This is a genomic window from Meridianimarinicoccus roseus, from assembly GCF_003172915.1.
Taxonomy (GTDB): domain Bacteria; phylum Pseudomonadota; class Alphaproteobacteria; order Rhodobacterales; family Rhodobacteraceae; genus Meridianimarinicoccus; species Meridianimarinicoccus roseus.
In genome coordinates, this window is record NZ_QGKU01000048.1 from 193747 (window position 1) to 214700 (window position 20954).

The 20954-nt window shown below is 68.2% G+C and carries 18 protein-coding genes; 16 read left to right on the forward strand and 2 right to left on the reverse strand.

Translation table 11 applies throughout. From position 1 onward, the window contains the following. Positions 1–41 precede the first annotated feature (41 nt). The 15 genes from DKT77_RS16165 (at position 42) to DKT77_RS16235 (ending at position 18890) form a co-directional block, all read left to right on the forward strand. Positions 42–2408 (forward strand): ATP-dependent helicase, encoded by a 2367-nt coding sequence (locus DKT77_RS16165; RefSeq protein WP_109812814.1) that lies wholly within the window; start codon positions 42–44, stop codon positions 2406–2408. A gap of 111 nt (positions 2409–2519) precedes the next feature. Beyond that, complete coding sequence (locus tag DKT77_RS16170; RefSeq protein ID WP_238547953.1) at positions 2520–2900, forward strand: response regulator; 381 nt, start codon at positions 2520–2522, stop codon at positions 2898–2900. Positions 2901–3324: 424 nt separating this feature from the next. After that, on the forward strand, positions 3325–4422 hold the full coding sequence (locus DKT77_RS16175) for an Mrp/NBP35 family ATP-binding protein (protein WP_109812700.1): 1098 nt from the start codon (positions 3325–3327) through the stop codon (positions 4420–4422). Between the two features lie 464 nt (positions 4423–4886). Next, positions 4887–5405 carry a division/cell wall cluster transcriptional repressor MraZ gene (locus DKT77_RS16180; RefSeq protein ID WP_109812701.1) on the forward strand — a complete coding sequence of 173 codons (519 nt, stop codon included), beginning with the start codon at positions 4887–4889 and terminating at the stop codon, positions 5403–5405. Continuing rightward, a complete protein-coding gene (rsmH, locus tag DKT77_RS16185) occupies positions 5402–6379 on the forward strand; it encodes a 16S rRNA (cytosine(1402)-N(4))-methyltransferase RsmH (RefSeq protein WP_109812702.1) in 978 nt (325 codons plus the stop codon). The genes DKT77_RS16180 and rsmH overlap by 4 nt, the downstream gene beginning before the upstream one ends. 4 nt (positions 6380–6383) lie before the next feature. Next, a complete protein-coding gene (gene ftsL, locus DKT77_RS16190; RefSeq protein ID WP_109812703.1) occupies positions 6384–6716 on the forward strand; it encodes a cell division protein FtsL in 333 nt (110 codons plus the stop codon). Then, a complete protein-coding gene (locus DKT77_RS16195; RefSeq protein ID WP_109812704.1) occupies positions 6713–8560 on the forward strand; it encodes a peptidoglycan D,D-transpeptidase FtsI family protein in 1848 nt (615 codons plus the stop codon). The genes ftsL and DKT77_RS16195 overlap by 4 nt, the downstream gene beginning before the upstream one ends. A 12-nt stretch (positions 8561–8572) precedes the next feature. Then, the gene (locus tag DKT77_RS16200) at positions 8573–10063 is read left to right on the forward strand and encodes a UDP-N-acetylmuramoyl-L-alanyl-D-glutamate--2,6-diaminopimelate ligase (protein WP_109812705.1); all 1491 of its coding nucleotides are present in this window, start codon (positions 8573–8575) and stop codon (positions 10061–10063) included. After that, on the forward strand, positions 10060–11574 hold the full coding sequence (locus tag DKT77_RS16205) for a UDP-N-acetylmuramoyl-tripeptide--D-alanyl-D-alanine ligase (RefSeq protein ID WP_109812706.1): 1515 nt from the start codon (positions 10060–10062) through the stop codon (positions 11572–11574). The genes DKT77_RS16200 and DKT77_RS16205 overlap by 4 nt, the downstream gene beginning before the upstream one ends. Next, positions 11574–12659 carry a phospho-N-acetylmuramoyl-pentapeptide-transferase gene (gene mraY, locus DKT77_RS16210; protein WP_109812707.1) on the forward strand — a complete coding sequence of 362 codons (1086 nt, stop codon included), beginning with the start codon at positions 11574–11576 and terminating at the stop codon, positions 12657–12659. Before DKT77_RS16205 ends, mraY begins: the two co-directional genes overlap by 1 nt. Positions 12660–12808: 149 nt before the next feature. Beyond that, positions 12809–14212 carry a UDP-N-acetylmuramoyl-L-alanine--D-glutamate ligase gene (murD, locus tag DKT77_RS16215; protein ID WP_109812708.1) on the forward strand — a complete coding sequence of 468 codons (1404 nt, stop codon included), beginning with the start codon at positions 12809–12811 and terminating at the stop codon, positions 14210–14212. Between the two features lie 139 nt (positions 14213–14351). Beyond that, positions 14352–15518: a putative lipid II flippase FtsW gene (gene ftsW, locus DKT77_RS16220; RefSeq protein WP_109812709.1), complete on the forward strand. Its 1167-nt coding sequence runs from the start codon at positions 14352–14354 to the stop codon at positions 15516–15518. Positions 15519–15520: 2 nt separating this feature from the next. Beyond that, complete coding sequence (locus DKT77_RS16225) at positions 15521–16630, forward strand: UDP-N-acetylglucosamine--N-acetylmuramyl-(pentapeptide) pyrophosphoryl-undecaprenol N-acetylglucosamine transferase (RefSeq protein ID WP_109812710.1); 1110 nt, start codon at positions 15521–15523, stop codon at positions 16628–16630. 17 nt (positions 16631–16647) lie between these two features. Then, positions 16648–18048: a UDP-N-acetylmuramate--L-alanine ligase gene (murC, locus tag DKT77_RS16230; RefSeq protein ID WP_109812815.1), complete on the forward strand. Its 1401-nt coding sequence runs from the start codon at positions 16648–16650 to the stop codon at positions 18046–18048. A gap of 266 nt (positions 18049–18314) precedes the next feature. Beyond that, positions 18315–18890: a hypothetical protein gene (locus tag DKT77_RS16235; protein WP_109812711.1), complete on the forward strand. Its 576-nt coding sequence runs from the start codon at positions 18315–18317 to the stop codon at positions 18888–18890. Positions 18891–19079: 189 nt separating this feature from the next. On the opposite strand, the gene DKT77_RS16240 is transcribed toward DKT77_RS16235, so the two are convergent. Together DKT77_RS16240 and DKT77_RS16245 are read right to left on the reverse strand one after the other, a co-directional pair. Beyond that, entirely contained in the window at positions 19080–19535 is a 456-nt protein-coding gene (locus tag DKT77_RS16240) for a hypothetical protein (protein ID WP_109812712.1), read from the reverse strand. Further along, the gene (locus DKT77_RS16245; RefSeq protein ID WP_109812713.1) at positions 19519–19830 is read right to left on the reverse strand and encodes a hypothetical protein; all 312 of its coding nucleotides are present in this window, start codon (positions 19828–19830) and stop codon (positions 19519–19521) included. The genes DKT77_RS16240 and DKT77_RS16245 overlap by 17 nt, the downstream gene beginning before the upstream one ends. 188 nt (positions 19831–20018) lie before the next feature. Here DKT77_RS16245 and murB point away from each other — a divergent pair, with 188 nt between their 5' ends. After that, positions 20019–20945 (forward strand): UDP-N-acetylmuramate dehydrogenase, encoded by a 927-nt coding sequence (gene murB, locus DKT77_RS16250; RefSeq protein WP_109812714.1) that lies wholly within the window; start codon positions 20019–20021, stop codon positions 20943–20945. Positions 20946–20954: the final 9 nt, after the last annotated feature.

Sequence of the window (20954 nt, forward strand, 5' to 3'; positions counted from 1 at the left end):
AATACTTTGCAAGGCCGGTGGCTTGGCCTATGCTCGTCGCCATGAACACCGATGATGACGAAAACGCCTTCATGGATGCGCAGATGCCGCTGTCGCGCCGCGCGCTGGCCGCGCGCCCCGCGCCCTATCTCGACGGGCTGAATTCGGAACAGCGCCGTGCCGTCGAAACGCTGGACGGGCCTGTGCTGATGCTGGCCGGCGCGGGCACCGGCAAGACGCGGGCGCTGACCGCGCGGATTGCGCATCTGCTGAACACCGGTCACGCGCGCCCGAACGAAGTGCTGGCGGTCACCTTCACCAACAAGGCGGCGCGCGAGATGAAAGACCGCGTCGCGCACCTGATGGGCACGGGCGCGGACGGGATGCCGTGGCTTGGCACGTTCCACGCCATCAACGTCAAGCTGCTGCGCCGCCACGCGGAACTGGCCGGGCTGAAGTCGAACTTCACCATCCTCGACACGGACGATCAGGTGCGCCTTCTGAAACAAGTGATCGCGGCACGCGGCATCGACGAAAAGCGCTGGCCCGCGCGCCAGCTTGCCGCGCTGATCGACGGCTGGAAGAATCGCGCGCTGACGCCGTCGCAGGTGCCCGCGGCGGACGCGAGCGCCTTCAACAACCGCGGCATCGTGCTTTATGACGACTACCAGGTCCGGCTGCGCGATCTGAACGCGACGGATTTCGGCGACCTGCTGCTGCACATGGTGACGGTTTTCCAGTCGAATCCCGACCTTCTGGAGCAGTATCAACGCTGGTTCCGCTACATTCTCGTCGATGAATATCAGGACACGAACGTCGCGCAGTACCTGTGGCTGCGGCTGCTGGCGGGCGGGCATCGCAACATCTGCTGCGTGGGCGATGACGACCAGTCGATCTATGGCTGGCGCGGGGCCGAGGTCGGCAATATCCTGCGCTTCGAGAAGGATTTCCCCGGCGCGGCGGTAATCCGGCTGGAACAGAACTACCGCTCCACGGGCCATATCCTCGGCGCGGCGTCGGGCGTGATCGCGGGCAATCGCGGACGGCTTGGCAAGACGCTCTGGACTGACCGGGACGGGGGCGACAAGCTGCGCCTGATCGGCCATTGGGACGGTGAAGAGGAAGCCCGCTGGATCGGCGAGGAACTTGACGCGCTGCAGGGCGGCACCCGCGGCGGGCGGCCCTACAGCCTGGACGAGGCTGCCATTCTCGTGCGTGCCAGCCACCAGATGCGCGCGTTCGAGGACCGGTTCCTGACCATCGGGCTGCCCTATCGCGTGATCGGCGGGCCGCGCTTCTACGAACGGCTCGAGATCCGCGATGCGATGGCCTATTTCCGGCTGGTTGTCAGTCCGGCAGACGATCTCGCGTTCGAGCGGATCGTGAACACGCCCAAGCGCGGCCTCGGCGACAAGGCGGTACAGAAGATCCAGCGCGCCGCGCGGGCGAACGGCGTGCCGCTGGTGGAGGGTGCGAAGATCGTTCTGGCCGCTGGCGAGATGTCCGGCAAGGGCAAGGCGGAGTTGACGCGCTTCCTGTCGCTGCTCGGCCAATGGCATGCAGAGGTGCTGGATGAGGGGCACAATCACATCGAACTGGCCGAGAAGATCCTCGACGAGAGCGGCTACACCGCGATGTGGCAGAACGACAAGACGCCCGAGGCGCCGGGCCGTCTGGAGAACCTCAAGGAACTGGTGAAGGCGCTGGAGGGGTTCGAGAACCTGCAGGGTTTCCTCGAACATGTCGCGCTCATCATGGACAACGAAACGGACGAGGGCGGCGCGAAGGTCAGCATCATGACACTGCACGCGGCCAAGGGGCTGGAATTCCCGGTCGTGTTCCTGCCGGGTTGGGAGGATGGGCTGTTCCCCTCGCAGCGGTCCATGGACGAGAGCGGGGAAACGGGTCTGGAGGAGGAGCGTCGCCTCGCCTATGTCGGCATCACGCGCGCCGAAGAACTTTGCACCATCTCCTTTGCCGCGAACCGGCGGGTCTATGGTCAGTGGCAATCCGCGCTTCCTTCGCGGTTCATCGACGAGTTGCCCGAAGCGCATGTCGATGTGCTGACCCCGCCGGGCCTGTACGGTGGCGGCTATGGGGCGGCGGCGGGCGCGCGGGGCGACTCGCGCATCGAATCGGCGGCGGCGTCGGCCAATGTCTACAACTCGCCTGGCTGGCGGCGACTACAGTCGCGCAGCGGGCAACGCGGCACCAGTCAGCCGAAGGACAGTTTCGCGCCCGTGATCGACCTGCAGGCGGTCTCCGCCTTCGCCGAGGGCGATCGCGTGTTCCACCAGAAGTTCGGCTACGGGACCGTGCTGGGCACCGAAGGCGACAAGCTGAGCGTGGGATTCGACAAGGCCGGCGAGAAGCACGTTGTGTCCCGCTTCGTCACCAGTGCCGATATGGCGGACAACACGCCGTTCTGAATCTGTCGGAAAGATATACGTTTTTACGCGCGCGGCAGGGCTGGAAACCCCTGGTGTCTTTCGATATGCGTTCTTTCAGCCCGCAACCTTTTGCCGCATCGGAGCCCGACATTGAAATATCTGATCGTTGAGGATGACCCGAACCTGCGACTTCTCTGGCGTTCGGTTCTGGGCGATCTGGGCTACAGCGTGTCCGAAGCGGCAACCCTCGAAGATGCGGAAGCGGCTCTGCGCGAGACCGCGTTCGACGCGATGGTTCTGGATCTTTACCTTGGCCGCGAAAACGGGCTTTCGCTGGCCATGACGGTCGAAAAGGTCAGCCCCGGCTGCAAGGTCATCGTCGTGACCGGCGCCGCCGACGTGCGCGAGGACGAACTGCGCGCCAAGGTGGGGTCGATCGTGTCGGTGCACCACAAGCCGGTGGATATCGAGGACCTGATCGGGGTTTGCGCGCAGCTTGGAAAAGCATCAGGCGCCGCCGCAAGCGGCTGATTTTTTCTCAAAGATGAATTAATTGTTAAGATCGGAGCAGAGCGCCTCCGTCGCTATTGCGTCATCCAGCGGTATGATTCGTCGGCATTTGCGGATTCGGGCAAAAAAAAGCGGCGACACCAGGGAGGAGGAGGGTGCCGCCGCTAAAAACAGAAAGCCCAGGGAGGAGGAGGGGCCTTCTGAACCGTGGAGCGTCAGGTCCGAGCCGATCAAAGATCAACCTTTCCTTCTGCTGTTGAAAGAAAGATAGCATGATGCTGCGCTTGCACAATGGCTTGAAACGCAAGCCTGCCATGCAGTTTCCGCATAGGTCATGCGCCGCGGCCGGTTTTGCATCCGTTTTGGTCCGGTCTGGCCGTTGCCTTTCGGCTGGGTCCGTCCCCATGTAATTCACCACAACACAGACAACATAAGGGGTGCAGCGATGTCGGTCACGAAGGAACAGGTCATGTCGGCGCTGGACGGGATCGCGCTGCCGCAGGGCAGCACGCTCGGAGCAGCTGACCTCGTGCGCGCAATCACGGTCCGCGACGGCGCGGTGCAGTTCGTGATCGAGGCACCGGACCCCGACACCGCCCGCCGCATGGATCCCGTGCGCCAGCAGGCCGAAGAACGTGTCGCCGCCTTGCCGGGCGTGGAGAGGGTGTCGGTCGCTCTGACCGCACATGGTCCTGCCCCGCAGCGCCCGGCCCGGCCCGGCGGGGGCGACACCCCGCCGCCCGCCCTGAAGATCGGTCGCCACGGCACCGACACCAAGGGGCCGCAGGACGTGCCCGGCGTGGACCGCATCCTGGCCATCGGGTCGGGTAAGGGCGGTGTGGGAAAATCCACCGTTTCGGCCAACCTCGCCGTGGCTCTGGCGCGCGAAGGGCGCCGCGTCGGGCTTCTCGACGCGGATTTCTACGGCCCCAGCCAGACACGCATGATGGGTGTGAGCAAGAAGCCCGCATCGCCCGACGGCAAGACGATCATCCCGCTGACCGCGCATGGCGTCACGGTCATGTCCATCGGCCTGATGGTCGATCCCGACCAGGCAGTGGTCTGGCGCGGCCCTATGCTGATGGGCGCCCTGCAGCAGATGCTGGGGCAAGTCGAATGGGGCAAGCTCGATGTGCTGCTGATCGACATGCCGCCCGGCACAGGCGACGTGCAATTGACGCTGTGCCAGAAATACAACCTTGCCGGGGCGGTGATCGTATCCACACCGCAGGATGTGGCTTTGATGGATGCGCGGCGTGCGCTCGAGATGTTCCAGCGGCTCAATGCGCCAGTCGTCGGGCTGGTTGAGAACATGAGCACGCATATCTGCCCGCAATGCGGATATGAGGATCACATCTTCGGTCATGGCGGCGTCGCGGCCGAGGCCGAGCGGCACGGGTTGCCCTATCTTGGTGCGCTGCCCCTCAATGTCGATGTGCGCCTTGCCGCCGATGCCGGAACCCCGATCGCTGCGGGCGATGGGCCACTTGCCGACCCCTACAGGCAGATCGCCCGCAACCTTGTCCGAGACGGGTTCGCCTGACCACACGGTCCCGTGATTCGTCGTCGCGGAGGGCGGGAATTCCTGGAATTTCCCGGTACCGCCGCCAACCCGCCCGATCCGGTCCATCCGGGTCGGGCGGTTTGCCTTCTGCATGGTGTGGCTTTGCCTGCCTGTTGCGCAATATCTGGTGCCCTTCTGTGCGGTGCATGCGTTTCCCATGAATTCCCATAAAAAACACTTGAGTGCCATAAGGTGCCATGGCATCACTATTGGCACGGAAGGAACGGTTGGGCCCTTCGGGGCCACATAAAAAAATCGGCAGGTTCATACAGGCAAATCGCTTCGTCCGGACAAAACGGATCGTCCCGCGCCAGAGCAGTCCCCAAGACGCGCGCAGGGAAGGCCACCCCGAAGAGGGATAGAAGTAACGGCGGGTAAAGCGGTGGCAGCGGCTTTTCCCGCCGTTTCCACGTTTTCGGGGGCATGGCGCGAAGGCCGGGGCAGTGAAACGTAAGTTCAGGGGCGAATACACCCAGAAGGTGGACGGCAAGGGGCGCGTTTCGATCCCCGCCAAGTTCTGCCGGGCGCTCGAGTCCTCTGATCCCGACTGGTCCGAAGGCAAGCCAGCGACACTGTTTCTCGTGTTCGGCGACAAGCGCCGGGCCTTTGCCGAAGGCTACAGCGCCGAAAGCATGGCCGAGATCGAGGCGGGCATCAGCGCCCTGCCGCGCGGCACGCCGCGCCGCCTTGCGCTCGAAAAGGCCTTCTTCCGCCAGTCTGACGAAGTGCTTGTCGATGGCACGGGGCGGATCGTTCTGCCGCGCCCGGTGCGCGAAAAGATCGGGCTGCTGGACGAGGGCGAGGCGGTGTTCTGCGCCACCGGTGATCGCTTTCAGATATGGAACGCGCGCGACTTCCACGCGCAGGACTCGGGCGATGATCCCGCCGACGCTGTGCTGGACGCGCTTGGCGACGACCGCGACATCACCGAGCTTCTCAACGACGGCTGGAACGCATCATGACGGCGGCATCCCCGCATCTGCCGGTGCTCCTGACGCCGATCCTGCATCACGCCGCCCCGGTCGGCGGCACCTGGATCGATGGCACATTTGGCGCGGGCGGCTATGCGCGCGGCCTGCTGGAGGCCGGGGCGGAGACCGTCATCGGCGTGGACCGCGACCCGCTGGCGCTGGAAATGGCCGCGCCGCTGATCTCTGCTTTCGGCGACCGGCTGCGTTTGGTGCAGGACAAGTTCTCGAACCTCGACCGCGCGGCAGGGACCCCGGTGCAGGGCGTGGTGCTGGATCTCGGTGTGTCGTCGATGCAGCTTGACCGGCCCGAGAGGGGCTTTTCGTTCCTGCGCGACGGCCCGCTCGACATGCGAATGTCGCAGGACGGCCCGTCGGCGGCGGATCTCGTGAACAGTGCGCCCGAGGCGCTGCTTGCCGACATTCTGTATCAATACGGTGAGGAACGCGCCTCCCGCCGCATCGCCCGCCGCATCGTGGAGCGGCGCAGCGAGGCCCCGATCGAGACGACCGGCGCATTGGTGCGGATCGTCGAATCCAGCCTGCCGCGCCCCAAGCCGGGCCAGAGTCATCCGGCGACCCGCAGCTTTCAGGCGCTGCGTATCGCGGTCAACGACGAATTCGGCGAACTTGCCGCCGGGCTGGAGGCGGCGGAGCGCGCGTTGGCACCGGGCGGGCTGCTGGCGGTGGTCAGTTTCCATTCGTCCGAAGACCGTGTGGTCAAGCGGTACTTCCAGGCACGGTCGGGCCGTGCGGGCCGGGCCAACCGCTTCGCGCCCGACATGGGCGCTGACGCGCCGCGCTTCGAGATGGTGAAGAACGGGGCGATCGGGCCGGACGAAGCCGAACTGGCGGCGAACCCGCGCGCCCGCTCGGCCAAGCTGCGGCTGGCACGGCGCACCGATGCGCCTGCGGGCGCAGTGGACAGAACGACGCTGGGGTTGCCCCGGCTGGTGCTGGAGGGGTAGAGGCATGCGCGTGATCATCGGGCTCGTTCTGGGCGGCATGGTGCTCGGCCTGGCTTTCTGGGCCTACCAGGAAAACTACCGCACCCGGCAGGCACTGGCCGAGGTGCGCCAGATTCAGCGCGAGATCGGTTTCCTGCAAGAACAACTGACCGTGCTGCGCGCCGAATGGGCCTATCTCAACCGCCCCGACCGGCTGCGCGCGCTTGCCGCGCTGAACTTTGAAAAGCTTGGCCTTCTGCCGATGACGCCGGACCATTTCGGGCGGCTCGACCAGGTTGCCTATCCGCCGCAGGACCCGATCCTGTCCTCGGCCGTGCCGTCCGGTGGCCAGCCATGACCGACCTGCCACGCCATCCGCACGCCCATGGTGTCGGCCCCGAGGCGCCCGCCGCGCCGCCGCGCCGCCCGCTGCGCCCTCTGGCCCGCATCCTGCGCGCCCGCGACCGGGGAGAGAACCCGGACCTGATCGAACGCGCCAACCTGGCCGAACGGCGCGGCGAAATCCAGGACCGCGCCCGCCGCCGCGCCGAGGGCCGCATCCTCGTGATCGGGCTGTTCTTCGTTGCCGCCTTCTGCACCGTGGGCCTGCGCATGAGCGCGCTGTCCACATCGGACCCGGTGGAGCCTGCCCATGCCCTTGGCGGCGAAGGCATCACCAGCGCCCGCGCCGACATCGTGGATCGCAACGGGCGCGTGCTGGCCACCAACGTCGTAACCCGCGCGCTCTATGCCCACCCGCAAGAAATGGTGGACATCCCCTTTGCGGCCGCCGAACTGGCGCGCATCTTCCCCGATCTGGACGGCGACGCACTGGCCGCGCGGCTGCAAAGCGGCCGCAAGTTCGTCTGGATCCGCCGCACGCTGTCGCCCGAACAGATCCAGGCCGTGCATGACATCGGCGATCCGGGCCTTCTGTTCGCCGACCGCGACATGCGGCTCTATCCCAACGGCGCGCTGGCCGCGCATGTGCTCGGCGGCGCGCGCTTCGGGCGCGAAGGCGTCAGCGCGGCCGAACTCGTCGGCGTCGCCGGGATCGAAAAGGCCTTCGACGACCGTCTGCGCGACCCCGCGCAACTGGACAGCCCGCTGCAACTCTCGATCGATCTGACGATCCAGGCCACGATGCGCGAGGTGCTGGACGGCGGGATGCGGCTGCTTGGTGCCAAGGGCGCGAGCGGCGTTCTGATGGACATTCACACCGGCGAGATCGTGGCGATGGTCTCACTGCCGGATTTCGACCCCAACCACCGCCCACAACCGCTGGTGAAGGGCGACCAGGCCGACAGCCCTCTGTTCAACCGCGCGGTGCAGGGGGTTTATGAACTGGGCTCCGTGTTCAAGATCTTTACCGTCGCGCAGGCGCTGGAACAGGGTATCGTCACCCCCGACACGATGGTCGACACGCAGGGTCCGCTGACCTGGGGCCGCCACAGGATCCGCGATTTCCGCAACTACGGCCCGCGTCTGTCTGCCACCGACGTGATCGTGAAATCCTCCAACATCGGCACGGCGCATTTGGCACTAAAGATCGGTGGCCCGGCGCAGCGCGATTTCCTCGGGCGGCTCGGGTTTCTCGACCCGGTGCCGGTCGAACTGATCGAGGCGCCCAACGCCAAGCCGCTGCTGCCCGCCAACTGGGGCGAGATCCAGTCGATGACCATTTCCTACGGCCACGGGTTGTCCACCAGCCCGGTGCACCTCGCGGCGGGCTATGCCTCGCTGCTCAATGGCGGCACCAAGGTCACGCCGACGCTTTTGCGCCAGACCGGCCGTCAGGTCGGCCCGCGCGTCGTCTCCGAACAGACCTCGCGCGCGGCGCGGGACATGCTGCGCGCGGTTGTCACCAGGGGCACCGCCAGCTTCGCCGAAGTGCCGGGTTACGCCGTGGGCGGCAAGACCGGAACCGCCGACAAGCCCAAGCCCACCGGCGGCTACTACAAGGACCGCGTGCTGGCCACCTTCGCGGGTCTGTTTCCGGCCCATGACCCGAAATACGTCTTCGCGATCACGCTCGACGAGGGGCACGAGGTGGTCAACGGCAAGCCGATGCGCACGGCGGGCTGGACCGCTGTTCCTGTCACCGCCGAACTGATCCGCCGCGTCGCGCCGCTGCTTGGAATGCGGCCCGAGATTGAACCCGCCCTGCATTCCGGGCTACGGGAAGCGCGCAACGGCCAGTAGGGGGCAAGCACCATGCACGCGGATCACGCGACACGAAGCCTGCACGCGCTCGGCCTGCACGCGCAGGGCGGGCAGGACGCGCGGATCACTGGGCTTTCGGTGGACAGTCGGCAGGTCGCGCCGGGCCATCTGTTCGCGGCGCTGCCGGGTGCCAGCGTGCACGGTGCCACCTTCGTGGATGCGGCTCTGGCGCAGGGCGCGGCGGCGATCCTGACAGACCGCGCGGGGGCGGCGCTGGCGCAGGATGCGCTGGCGGATGCCGATGCCGCGCTGATCGTGGCCGAGGATCCGCGTCAGGCGCTGTCCTATGCCTGCGCGCTGTGGTTCGGCGGCCAGCCCGAAACTGTGGTCGCGGTGACCGGCACCAACGGCAAGACCTCGGTCGCGAGTTTTGCGCGTCAGATCTGGACGGCGCTCGGACGAGAGGCGGCCAATCTGGGCACCACCGGAGTGGAAGGCGCCTACGAGGCGCCGCTGGGTCACACCACGCCCGACCCGATCACGCTGCATCGCCACCTTGCCGCGATGGCGCAAGCCGGGGTCACGCATCTGGCGATGGAAGCGTCGTCCCACGGGCTCGACCAGCGGCGGCTGGACGGGGTGCGGCTGGCGGCGGCGGGCTTTACCAATCTCAGCCAGGACCATCTCGACTACCACGAAACGATGGAGGCGTATTTCGACGCCAAGCGCGGCCTGTTCGACCGGTTGCTGCCGCAGGACGGCATCGTGGTGACCAATCTCGACGATCCCCGCGGCGCCGCGCTGGCCGAGGCGTCCACCGCGCGCGGGCAGGAAGTGATCGGCATCGGGCACCGCGAGGGCGCGCGCCTGCGGATCGAGGGGATGCGCTTCGACGCGACCGGGCAGGACCTGCGCTTCGGTTGGCAGGGCACCGCGCGGCAGATGCGGCTGAACCTGATCGGCGGTTTTCAGGCCGCGAACGTGCTGGTCGCGGCCGGACTGGTGATCGCTGGCGGCGAGGACCCGGACGAGGTGTTCGCGGCCCTGCCACGCCTGACCACTGTGCGCGGCCGGATGCAACTCGCCGCGACGCGCACCAACGGGGCGGCGGTGTTCGTGGACTATGCCCACACGCCCGACGCTGTGGCCACCGCCCTGCAGGCGCTGCGCCCGCATGTCATGGGGCGGATCGTGCTGGTGTTCGGCGCGGGCGGGAACCGTGACACGGGCAAGCGTCTGCTGATGGGGCAGGCGGCGGCAGCCCATGCCGACACTGTGATCCTGACCGACGACAACCCGCGCCGCGAGGATCCGGCCGCGATCCGCGCGATGGTGCGCGACGGCTGCCCCGACGCGCTCGAGGTGGGTGACCGCGCCGAGGCGATCCTGCGCGGTGTCGATGCTGTCGGGCCCGGTGATGCGCTGCTGATTGCGGGCAAGGGCCACGAGACCGGCCAGATCATCGGCGACGACGTGTTCCCGTTCGACGACGTGGAACACGCCTCGGTCGCGGTGGCCGCGCTCGACGGGAAGCCGGTATGACCGCCGCGCTCTGGACCGCCGCCGAAGCTGCGGCAGCCACCGGCGGGCACACGGTGGGCGACTGGCAGGCCGTGGGCCTGTCTATCGACACCCGCAGCATCGCGCCGGGCGAGATGTTCATCGCCCTGAAGGACGCGCGCGACGGCCATGATTACGTCGCCGATGCGCTGGCAAAGGGCGCGGCGGCGGCGCTGGTGTCGCGCCGGCCCGACGGCGTTCCCGCCGATGCGCCGCTGTTGGTCGTTCCCGACGTGCAGGCCGGGCTTGAGGCGCTGGCCCGCGCCGCGCGTGCGCGAACGCGGGCGATGGTCGTCGCCGTGACCGGGTCGGTGGGCAAGACCTCTACCAAGGAGATGCTCCGCGCCGCGCTCGCGCCGCTGGGCCGCGTCCACGCCGCCGAGAAAAGCTTCAATAACCACTGGGGTGTGCCGCTAACTCTGGCGCGCTGCCCGGCCGATGCCGATTTCGCGGTGATCGAGATCGGCATGAATCACCCCGGAGAGATCGCGCCGCTGGCCGCGCTAGCCCGGCCCGACGTGGCGCTTGTCACGACGGTGGCCGCCGCGCATCTTGAAGCTTTCGACGATGGACTGGACGGCATCGCGCGGGAGAAGGCGTCGATCTTCACCGGGCTCGCGCAGGGCGGCATCGCGGTGCTGAACGGTGATCTGGACACCACGCCGATCCTTGTGGTCGGCGCGGGCGAGGCGCCGGTCCTGCGCTTCGGCATCGGGCCGGACTGCGATGCACGGCTGGCGGATCTGTCGGTGCAGGCCGGGCGGACGGTGGCCCACGCCTGGATCGAAGGTCAGGCGGTGCCGGTTATCCTGAACACGGCGGGGCGGCATTTCGCGATGAACGCGCTGGGGGCGCTATGCGCCGTACATGCGCTCGGGCTCGATCCCGTGCGCGCCGCGCGCGGTCTGGCGCGCTGGCAGCCGCCGGGCGGTCGCGGAACCCTGGAACGGGTCGTCCTGGACGAGGGCAGCGGCGCGGGCTTCGCGCTGATCGACGATGCCTACAACGCCAACCCGACTTCTGTCGGTGCCGCTCTGGAGGTGCTGGCCCTGCACGCACCGGAAAGCGGCGGGCGGCGCGTTGCCGTGCTGGGCGACATGCTGGAACTTGGCCCGGACGAGGCCGCGCTGCATGCCGCGCTGGCGGACCACCCGGCGATGGCGGCGGTGGACGTGGTGCATTGCGCGGGGCCGCGCATGGCGCATCTGTGGGCGGCGCTGCCCGAGGCCCGGCGCGGGCAGCGCGTGGCCGAGGCGGCGGCGCTGACCGACCGCCTGCCGGAGATCGCCGCGCCCGGCGACGTGGTGCTGGTCAAGGGATCGCTGGGCGCGCGGCTCGGTCCGGTGGTCGCGGCGCTGCGGGCGCTTGGCCGAGCCGCCGCGCCGGGCGCGCGGCGCGCCGGCAAAATCGGCACACCCGACCTCGACACCTCTGGCCCTGACACCTCTGGCCCCGACACATCCGGCCCCGACACATCTGGAAAGACGATCTGATGCTCTACTGGCTTGCGGCCTTCTCCGACGGCGGCGACGCCTTCAACCTGTTCCGCTACATCACCTTCCGCGCCGGCGGTGCGTTCTTCACCGCGCTCCTCTTCGGCTTCCTGTTCGGTCGCCCGCTGATCGACCTGCTGCGCAAGCGCCAGCGCTTCGGGCAACCGATCCGCGACGACGGGCCGGAAAGCCACCTCGTGACCAAGGCAGGCACGCCGACCATGGGGGGCGTGCTGATCCTGGGTGCGCTGGTTGTGTCCACGCTGCTGTGGGCGCGGCTCGATACGCCCTATATCTGGATGGTGCTGCTGGTCACGATGGGCTTCGGCGCGATCGGCTTTGCGGACGATTACGCAAAGGTCAGCAAGAACAACACGAAGGGCGTCTCGGGGCGCACGCGCATGGCGCTGGGGTTGGGCATCGCGGCGGTGGCGGCCGGCTGGGCGATGCTGTTCCACCCGGCCGAGCTGACCGGGCAACTGGCCTTCCCGCTGTTCAAGGAAATGCTGCTGAACCTCGGGCTGCTGTTCATCCCGTTCTCGATGCTGGTGATCGTGGGCGCGGCGAACGCGGTGAACCTCACGGACGGGCTCGACGGGCTGGCGATCATGCCGGTGATGATCGCGGCCTCCGCGCTGGGCGTGATCGCCTACGCGGTGGGGCGGGTCGATTTCAGCGAATACCTGGATGTGCACTACGTGCCCGACACGGGCGAGCTTCTGATCTTCGTGGCCGGGCTGGTCGGCGGTGGGCTGGGGTTCCTGTGGTACAACGCGCCGCCCGCCGCGGTGTTCATGGGCGATACCGGGTCGCTGGCGCTGGGCGGCGCGCTCGGGGCGATCGCGGTGGCCACCAAGCATGAGATCGTGCTGTCCATCGTCGGCGGGCTGTTCGTCGTCGAGGCGCTGTCGGTGATCATCCAGGTTGCGTATTTCAAGCGCACCGGCAAACGGGTGTTCCTGATGGCGCCGATCCACCACCATTTCGAGAAGAAGGGCTGGCAGGAGCCGCAGATCGTGATCCGGTTCTGGATCGTGTCGCTGATCCTCGCGCTGATCGGGCTGGCCACGCTGAAGATCCGCTGATCCTGCCAACCGGACCCGCGCGCGAACGCGCGCGGGACGACATGTCCCCATGCCCGCGCTGGCGCGCGGCCACGGGGCCCGCCGCCCGGCTTGACCGTTCCGCCCCGACGCGCGACACCGGCGCGTGACATCAGGCGGAAGGACAGCGCATGATCCCGGTTTCCGGTTTCGACGATCTCAACGTGGCGGTGCTTGGCATGGGACGCTCGGGGCTTGCCGCGGCGCGCGCGCTGCGCGCGGGCGGCGCCGTGCCGCTGGCCTGGGACGACGGGGCCGAGGGCCGGGTGCGGGCCGAGGCCGAGGGCATCGCGCTGCGTGACCTGACCCGTCCCGGCGCCTTCGACGACATCGCCTGCCTCGTCGTCTCGCCCGGCATCCCGCATCTCTATCCTGCGCCCAACCCGGTGATCCGCGCCGCGCTGGAAGCCGGGGTGCCGGTGGACAACGACATCGGCCTGTTCTTCCGGTCGCTCGCCACGGACGGGTTCGCGGACCACGACACGCCTCCGCGCGTGATCGCGGTGACCGGATCGAACGGCAAGTCCACCACGTCGGCGCTGATCCACCACTGCCTTCAGGCCGCGGGCGTGCCCGCGCAACTGGCCGGGAATATCGGCCGCGGGGTTCTCGACATCGACCCGCCGGGCGACGGTGCGGTCGTGGTGCTGGAACTGTCCTCATACCAGACCGACCTTGCCCGCGCGCTGACCCCGGACATCGCCGTCTTCACCAATCTGAGTCCTGATCACCTGGACCGGCATGGCGGCATGGGCGGCTATTTCGCGGCCAAGCGGCGGCTTTTCGCCGAAGGCGGACCGGACCGAGCGGTGATCGGCGTGGACGAGGCGGAGGGGCTGTTCCTTGCCGGGCAGATGGCCGAGGCTCCGGGCGATCCGCGCGTGATCCGCGTGTCGGTGGCGCGAAAACTGGCCGGGCCGGGCTGGAACGTGCATGCCCGCAAGGGGTTCCTGGCCGAGACGCGCAAGGGCAAGCAGATCGGCAGCATCGACCTGCGCGGAATTCCGGGCCTGCCGGGCACCCACAACCACCAGAACGCCTGTGCCGCCTATGCCGCGCTACGGGCGCTGAACCTCGCCCCCCGTGCGATCGAGGCGGGGCTGCGCAGCTTCGCGGGCCTTGCCCATCGCAGCCAGACCGTCGCCACGCGCGCGGGTGTCACCTTCGTCAACGACAGCAAGGCAACCAACGTGGACAGCGCCGCGCAGGCCCTGCGCGCCTTTCCGCGCATCCGCTGGATCGCCGGCGGGCTGGGCAAGGAGGGCGGCATCGCGGCGCTGGCGCCCGACCTCGGGGCGGTGGTCAAGGCCTACCTGATCGGCCATTCGGCGCGCGATTTCGCGTTGCAGCTTGGCGTCATCCCGCACGAGATCTGCGAGACGCTGGACGCCGCGGTCGCCGCCGCTGCGGCAGAAGCGGAGCCGGGCGACACCGTGCTGCTGGCCCCCGCCGCGGCCAGTTTCGACCAGTTTCCCGACTTCGAGAAGCGCGGCGAGGCCTTCATCGCCGCGGTGGCCGCGCTCGACGCGCGCTGAAAGCCCGCCGGGGCCGTTTTGCTGGCGCGCGCCGCCGGTTTCCTGTATTATTGCCCGACAAGCCCGGACACACGGGCAGGCAGAGCAGACGACATATCCGGGCGGCGCGGGCGCCGTGCGGGACAGGACAGGCAGATCCATGACTGAAATGGTGCATGGCGCCGCCCCCGTCACGGTGGGCGAGCCGCTTCTTCCGAAATGGTGGCGGACCATCGACCGATGGACGCTCGTATGCGTGTGTGCGCTGTTCGGCATCGGGCTGCTGCTCGGGTTCGCCGCCTCGCCGCCGCTGGCCTACCGCAACGGTCTGGAGCCGTTCTTCTACGTCCAGCGGCAGGCGGTGTTCGGCGCGATGGGCTTCGTGGCGCTGCTGATCTGCTCCATGATGAGCCCGCAGCAGGTGCGCCGGGCGGGCGTGATCGCCTTCGTGCTGACCTTCGCCGCGCTGTGCCTGCTGCCGTTCTTCGGGACCAATTTCGGCAAGGGCGCGATCCGCTGGTATTCGCTGGGCTTCGGGTCGTTTCAGCCGTCCGAGTTCCTCAAGCCCGCCTACGTGATCCTGGCCGCCTGGCTGATGGCCGCCTCGCAGGACCTTGGCGGGCCGCCGGGGCGGTCGATCTCGGCCCTGCTGACCACGGTGATCGTCGGCATCCTCGCCATGCAGCCCGATTACGGTCAGGCCAGCCTGATCCTGTTCGGCTGGGGGGTGATGTATTTCGTGGCCGGCGCGCCGATGTTGCTGATGGTGGCCATCGCCGGGCTGGTCGTGGCGGGCGGGGTCGCGGCCTACAACGCGTCCGAGCACGTCGCGCGGCGGATCGACGGGTATCTGTCGGCCGAGATCGACCCGAACACGCAGATCGGCTATGCCGCGAACGCGATCCGCGAGGGCGGCGTTTTCGGCGTCGGCGTCGGCGAGGGTGAGGTGAAGTCCTACCTGCCTGACGCGCATACCGACTTCATCATCGCCGTCGCGGCCGAGGAGTACGGCCTGATCCTTGTGCTGATCATCGTCGCGCTCTACGCGACGGTGACGCTGCGCTCGCTGGCGCGGCTGCTGCGCGAACGCGACCCGTTCGTGCGCTATGCCGGCACCGGGCTGGCCTGCGTGCTGGGAATGCAGGCGATGATCAACATCGGCGTGGCGGTGCGGCTGCTGCCCACCAAGGGCATGACGCTGCCCTTCGTGTCCTATGGCGGATCTTCGGTGATCGCGGCGGGGATCACCGTGGGGATGCTGCTGGCGCTGACCCGGACACGTCCGCAGGGCCGGATGGAAGACCTGCTGCGGCGCCGGGCGGGCTGAGCGTGGCGCGGCTTCTCGTGATCGCGGCGGGCGGCACCGGCGGGCACATGTTCCCCGCACAGGCGCTGGCCGAGGAAATGCTGGCCCGCGGCTGGCGCGTGAAGCTGTCCACCGACGAACGCGGCGCGCGCTATGCCGGGGGGTTTCCCGAGGCGGTGACGATCGACAAGGTCCGCTCGGCCACCTTCGCGCGCGGCGGCGCGCTGGCAAAGGCCGCCGTGCCGCTGCGCATCGCGGGCGGGGTGCTGTCGGCGGCGGCGGCGATGCGGCGCGACCGGCCCGCCATCGTGGTGGGCTTCGGCGGCTACCCGTCTATCCCGGCGCTGGCGGCGGCGACGCTGCTGCGCCTGCCGCGAATGATCCACGAACAGAACGGCGTTCTGGGGCGCGTGAACACCGCCTTCGCCCGGCGCGTGCAGATGGTCGCCTGCGGCACCTGGCCGACCGATCTGCCGGGCGGCACGGCGCACGAATTCACCGGTAACCCGGTGCGCGGGGCCGTGCTCGCCAAGGCGGGCGCGCCCTACATCCCGCCCGGCGACTACCCGATGAGCCTGCTGGTGATCGGTGGCAGCCAGGGCGCCCGCATCCTGTCCGACACCGTCCCGGAGGCCATCGCCGCCCTGCCCGACGACCTGCGCGGCCGTCTGCGGGTGTCGCATCAGGCCCGCGGCGAGGACGAGGCCCGCGTGAAGGATTTCTATGCCGGACACGCCATCACGGCCGAGGTGCGCCCTTTCTTCACCGACCTGCCGACCCGCATGGCCGAGGCGCAATTGGTGATCTCGCGCTCGGGCGCCTCGTCGGTCGCGGACATCTCGGTCATCGGGCGCCCGTCGATCCTGATCCCCTATGCCGCCGCCACGGGCGATCACCAGGCCGCAAACGCGCGCGGGCTCGCGCAGGCCGACGCGGCCATCGTGATCCCGGAACGCAGGCTGGTTTCCGCCGACCTCGCCGGGCATATCGCAGCGGTTCTGCAACACCCGGGCGCGGCGATAAAGATGGCGCATGGCGCTTTGGATCAGGGCAGGCCAGACGCCACGCAGCGCCTTGCCGCCCTTGTGGAACGGCTGAGCAGCACACAAGAAACGGGACAGGCACGCACATGAAACACTGGGAAGCACGGATGAACGCGGCAACGAAACTGCCCCTCGAACTGGGCGCGATCCACTTCGTCGGCATCGGCGGCATCGGCATGTCCGGCATTGCCGAGGTGCTGCTGAACCACGGCTACCAGGTGCAGGGCTCCGACCTCAAGGCCAGCAAGATCACCGACCGGCTGGCCGGGCTCGGCGCGAAGATCTTCATCGGTCAGGCGGCCGGGAACCTCGCCGAAGCCGAGGTCGTGGTGATCTCGTCCGCGATCAAGCCCGGCAACGCCGAACTGGACGAGGCGCGCCGCCGCGGCCTTCCCGTGGTGCGCCGGGCCGAGATGCTGGCCGAACTGATGCGGATGAAATCCAACATCGCGGTCGCCGGCACGCATGGCAAGACCACCACCACCACGATGGTCGCCACGCTGCTGGACGCGGGCGGGATCGATCCGACCGTCATCAACGGTGGGGTGATCCATGCCTACGGGTCCAATGCGCGGATGGGGCAGGGCGAATGGATGGTGGTGGAGGCCGACGAGTCGGACGGCTCGTTCAACCGCCTGCCAGCGACCATCGCCATCGTTACCAACATCGACCCCGAACACATGGAACACTGGGGCGATTTCGATCGCCTGCGCGACGGCTTCCACGATTTCGTCTCCCGCATCCCGTTCTACGGACTGGCGGTGTGTTGCACCGATCACGCCGAGGTGCAGGCGCTGGTGGGGCGGGTGGCCGACCGCCGGGTGCGCACCTTCGGCTTCAACGCGCAGGCCGATGTGCGCGCGGTCAACCTGCGCTATGAAGGCGGCGCGGCGCATTTCGACATCGTGCTGGCCTACGAGGACACGCGCATCGACGGCTGCGTGCTGCCGATGCCGGGCGATCACAACGTGTCGAACGCGCTCGCGGCGGTGGCCGTGGCGCGGCATCTGGGCATGAAGCGCGACCAGATCCGCGATGCGCTTGCGGCCTTCAAGGGCGTGAACCGACGGTTCACGAAGGTGGGCGAGGTGGGCGGCGTGACCATAATCGACGATTATGGCCACCACCCGGTGGAAATCGCCGCCGTGCTGAAGGCGGCGCGGCAGTCCACCAGCGGCCGGGTGATCGCCGTGCACCAGCCGCACCGCTACTCGCGGCTGCATTCGCTGTTCGAGGATTTCTGCACCTGCTTCAACGACGCAGATGTCGTGGGCATCGCCGAGGTGTTCGCGGCGGGCGAGGAACCGATCGAGGGCGCAAGCCGCGCGTCGCTCGTCGCCGGGCTGATCGCCCACGGCCACCGCCACGCGCGCGAGGTGATGTCGGAGGACGACCTGGAACGGCTGGTGCGCGAACAGGCCCGCCCGGGCGACATGGTGGTATGCCTCGGCGCGGGCACGATCAGCGCCTGGGCGAATGCGTTGCCGGGCAGGCTCGACCGCGCCTGACGGGCGCCGGCGGGGTAAAACCCCGCCCTACGCTGTTGATGCGGCGCGCCCTCGCGAAGGGCGCGGCCCGCAACCGGCTCGGAAGCTCCGGCCCGGTGGTTCTGTCGCAAATCCTTCACATTGCGCTGTTAACGATTTTCGCGTGGCGCATGTTTCAGGCATTGCGATCGTTCGGTCGCAGCATTGCCACTCCGATTAGGAATACAGCTTGTTCTCGTTCCGCCGACCCTCCTGGACTCGGCGCCAACATTTTCGCGGAGTTACCCATGAAGACGTATTTTGCAGCTGCAAGCCTTGCCTGTCTGCCAACCTTCCTGCCGACGTACTTGTCCGCCCTGACGCTCGAGTCCTTCGACCTCAGGATCGTCGAAGTCGTGGAGGTCGCCCGGCTGAGAGATGCCGCCCCTGTCCCCGGGCCGGAACTGTCGCGGAACGCGTGGATTTTCGACATGCTGTCTCCGACCTCGTTCCGCATCACCTCGGACCCTTCGCAGGAGCCGCAGAACCTGCAATTCCGGTATTTCAACACCTATGTCTTCATCAGCGACCTGCGCTACGCCGGGATACCGACCCCGGCCGATCCGCTGACGCTCACCCTGATCGACGGGGATGCGACGGACATCACGGCGATCACGGCGGATGTGGCCACAACGGGCTTTGGCATCCCCGGCATGGCCTTCAACATTCTTGGCGAGGGAAGCGGTTTCGGGCAGGTCGATCCCGTCGAGAGCTGGACCTTCTCCTTCACGACGGATGTCGCGCCGGTGCCGCTTCCCGGTTCCCTGCCCCTGCTGGCCGTTGCGGTCGGTGCGCTCGGTGCCCGGCGCGCCTTGCGCGCTTGAAACTCCCGGCGCGCCATGGCGGGTCGGCTCTGGCGGCATGCTGGATCGCGCCGGATTGCAAGGCGGGACGCGCCGGGGCACTGCGCGCGTTTCGTTCAAGACCCGCTGCGCCCCACGATCCGCACCGGTGGCCGAAACCTCTCCAGCGCCTTGTGCCCTAGAGCGTTTTGTAATCTGCGTGACGCCGCCTTACTCGATCCGGGGCTCCAGCACATACTCCACCGTCTTGGCCGCGTCGCGGTCATTGCCCATCAGGTAGACCCGCAGCACGTAGTCGCCGCTTTCCGGCAGGACCACGCTGCCGTTGCCGTCCGGCAGCGACGACCCGACGAGGATTGCCACGCCGTCGCTGCCGGGCGGCAGGACATTGGCGTAGACGCTGCCATGCCCGTCACCGCCGGTGGCTTCAAGCGTGAAGGACAGGGTCTGCCCCTGCCGTGCGACAAGAACGTAGTCGCGATAGTCCCGACCGTTCAGCGCGTCCGCGACGGTGGCCGAATTCGCGCCGGTTGCGAAGCGGATCGCCGCACGCTCCTGCGCCGGGGCCGGGCCCGGCAGGGACAGCGCGAGGCAGGCGCACAGGATCGCGGCGGGCCGACTGCGCAGGCGGCCTGTCGCCGCGCGACGCTCAGAGCGCGCCTTCATCGACCAGCGACATGATGTTGCCCGTGGTTCCGTCGGCATAGGCGGTGCAGGACCACGTCGCGCGGGCAGCGCCGACGCCGACGCGGACCGATGTGCCCGCCTGCGAGAATTCCGATCCCAGCAGCACAACGTCCGGGTTGTTGGTGGCTGCCGTGACATCGCGCAGGCAGGCCTGTTCCTCGGGCGTGGGCATCCGGGTCAGCGGCGCGCCGGAAGCGGCCGTCGTCGCGGCCTCGTCGCAAGCGGCCAGGGCGAGCGGAACAAGCGCGCAGGCAAGCCGGGTCGGGCGGGGCATGGGGTTCCTGTCCTTTGGCGGCGCGGTCTCGGGCGCTCTGGCAGAGCGTGGCAGGCGATTGTCGCTGCGTCAACGGATCGTCGCGATGCGATGCGATGCGCTAGGGCGCGATTGCGGGGCGCGGCGCACCCGTGCCGCTCCGCGTCGCGGGGGTGGTGCAGGTCCGGCGGGAGTCATATGAGAGTCATATGCAATTCATATGGGATTCCGACACGCTCATGATGCCTTCCCGCCCGCTGTCCGACCTGACCTGGCTGCGCGTCGGCGGCCCCGCCGACCGGCTGTTCCTGCCCCGTTCCGAGGCCGAACTTGCCGCGGGTCTTGCCGCGCTGGAGGCCACCGTGCCGGTGTTTCCGCTCGGCATGGGGTCCAACCTGATCGTGCGCGATGGCGGGATCCGCGGTATGGTGGTTAAGTTGGGGCGTGGCTTCAATCATGTTGAAATAGATGGGGAATTCGTGACCGCAGGGGCGGCGGCACTCGATTCCCAGGTGGCGCGCAGGGCGGCTGCGGCTGGGGTGGACCTGACGTTCCTGCGCACGATCCCCGGAGCGATCGGCGGCGCGGTGCGCATGAACGCGGGCTGCTATGGACGCTATGTCGCCGATTATCTGGTGTCGGTCCGTGCGATCACCCGCGAAGGCGACCCGGCTACCCTCAGCGCGTCAGACCTCGCGTTCGGCTATCGCCACAGTACCCTGCCCGACGGCTGGGTCCTTGTGGAAGCGACGTTCCGCGCGCCCGCCGGGTTGGACCCCGAAGTTCTTGAAAAGGCGATGGAAGACCAGATCGCGCGGCGCGATGCAACGCAGCCGACCCGCGACCGGACCGCCGGCTCCACCTTCCGCAACCCGTCCGGCGCGTCCTCCACCGGCCGGGCCGATGACGTGCATGACCTGAAGGCCTGGCGGCTGATCGAGGCGGCCGGGATGAAGGGCGCGCGCCTTGGCGGTGCGCAGATGTCCCCCAAGCACGCCAATTTCCTCGTCAATACCGGCGATGCCAATGCAGCGGATCTTGAGGCACTTGGCGAATTGGTGCGAAAAAGGGTTTTCGAGACCAGCGGGATAGCGCTAGAATGGGAAATCATGCGGGTCGGCGATCCGGCCGACTGAACCGGCCTT

Coding starts and splice junctions, on each gene's coding strand:
- ftsL (WP_109812703.1), top strand. CDS start 6,384: ATGCGCGTGATCATCGGGCTCGTTCTGGGCGGCATGGTGCTCGGCCTG.
- DKT77_RS16195 (WP_109812704.1), top strand. CDS start 6,713: ATGACCGACCTGCCACGCCATCCGCACGCCCATGGTGTCGGCCCCGAG.
- murD (WP_109812708.1), top strand. CDS start 12,809: ATGATCCCGGTTTCCGGTTTCGACGATCTCAACGTGGCGGTGCTTGGC.
- DKT77_RS16235 (WP_109812711.1), top strand. CDS start 18,315: ATGAAGACGTATTTTGCAGCTGCAAGCCTTGCCTGTCTGCCAACCTTC.
- mraY (WP_109812707.1), top strand. CDS start 11,574: ATGCTCTACTGGCTTGCGGCCTTCTCCGACGGCGGCGACGCCTTCAAC.
- murC (WP_109812815.1), top strand. CDS start 16,648: ATGAACGCGGCAACGAAACTGCCCCTCGAACTGGGCGCGATCCACTTC.
- DKT77_RS16165 (WP_109812814.1), top strand. CDS start 42: ATGAACACCGATGATGACGAAAACGCCTTCATGGATGCGCAGATGCCG.
- DKT77_RS16200 (WP_109812705.1), top strand. CDS start 8,573: ATGCACGCGGATCACGCGACACGAAGCCTGCACGCGCTCGGCCTGCAC.
- DKT77_RS16245 (WP_109812713.1), bottom strand. CDS start 19,830: ATGCCCCGCCCGACCCGGCTTGCCTGCGCGCTTGTTCCGCTCGCCCTG.
- DKT77_RS16175 (WP_109812700.1), top strand. CDS start 3,325: ATGTCGGTCACGAAGGAACAGGTCATGTCGGCGCTGGACGGGATCGCG.
- ftsW (WP_109812709.1), top strand. CDS start 14,352: ATGACTGAAATGGTGCATGGCGCCGCCCCCGTCACGGTGGGCGAGCCG.
- DKT77_RS16205 (WP_109812706.1), top strand. CDS start 10,060: ATGACCGCCGCGCTCTGGACCGCCGCCGAAGCTGCGGCAGCCACCGGC.
- murB (WP_109812714.1), top strand. CDS start 20,019: ATGCAATTCATATGGGATTCCGACACGCTCATGATGCCTTCCCGCCCG.
- DKT77_RS16240 (WP_109812712.1), bottom strand. CDS start 19,535: ATGAAGGCGCGCTCTGAGCGTCGCGCGGCGACAGGCCGCCTGCGCAGT.
- rsmH (WP_109812702.1), top strand. CDS start 5,402: ATGACGGCGGCATCCCCGCATCTGCCGGTGCTCCTGACGCCGATCCTG.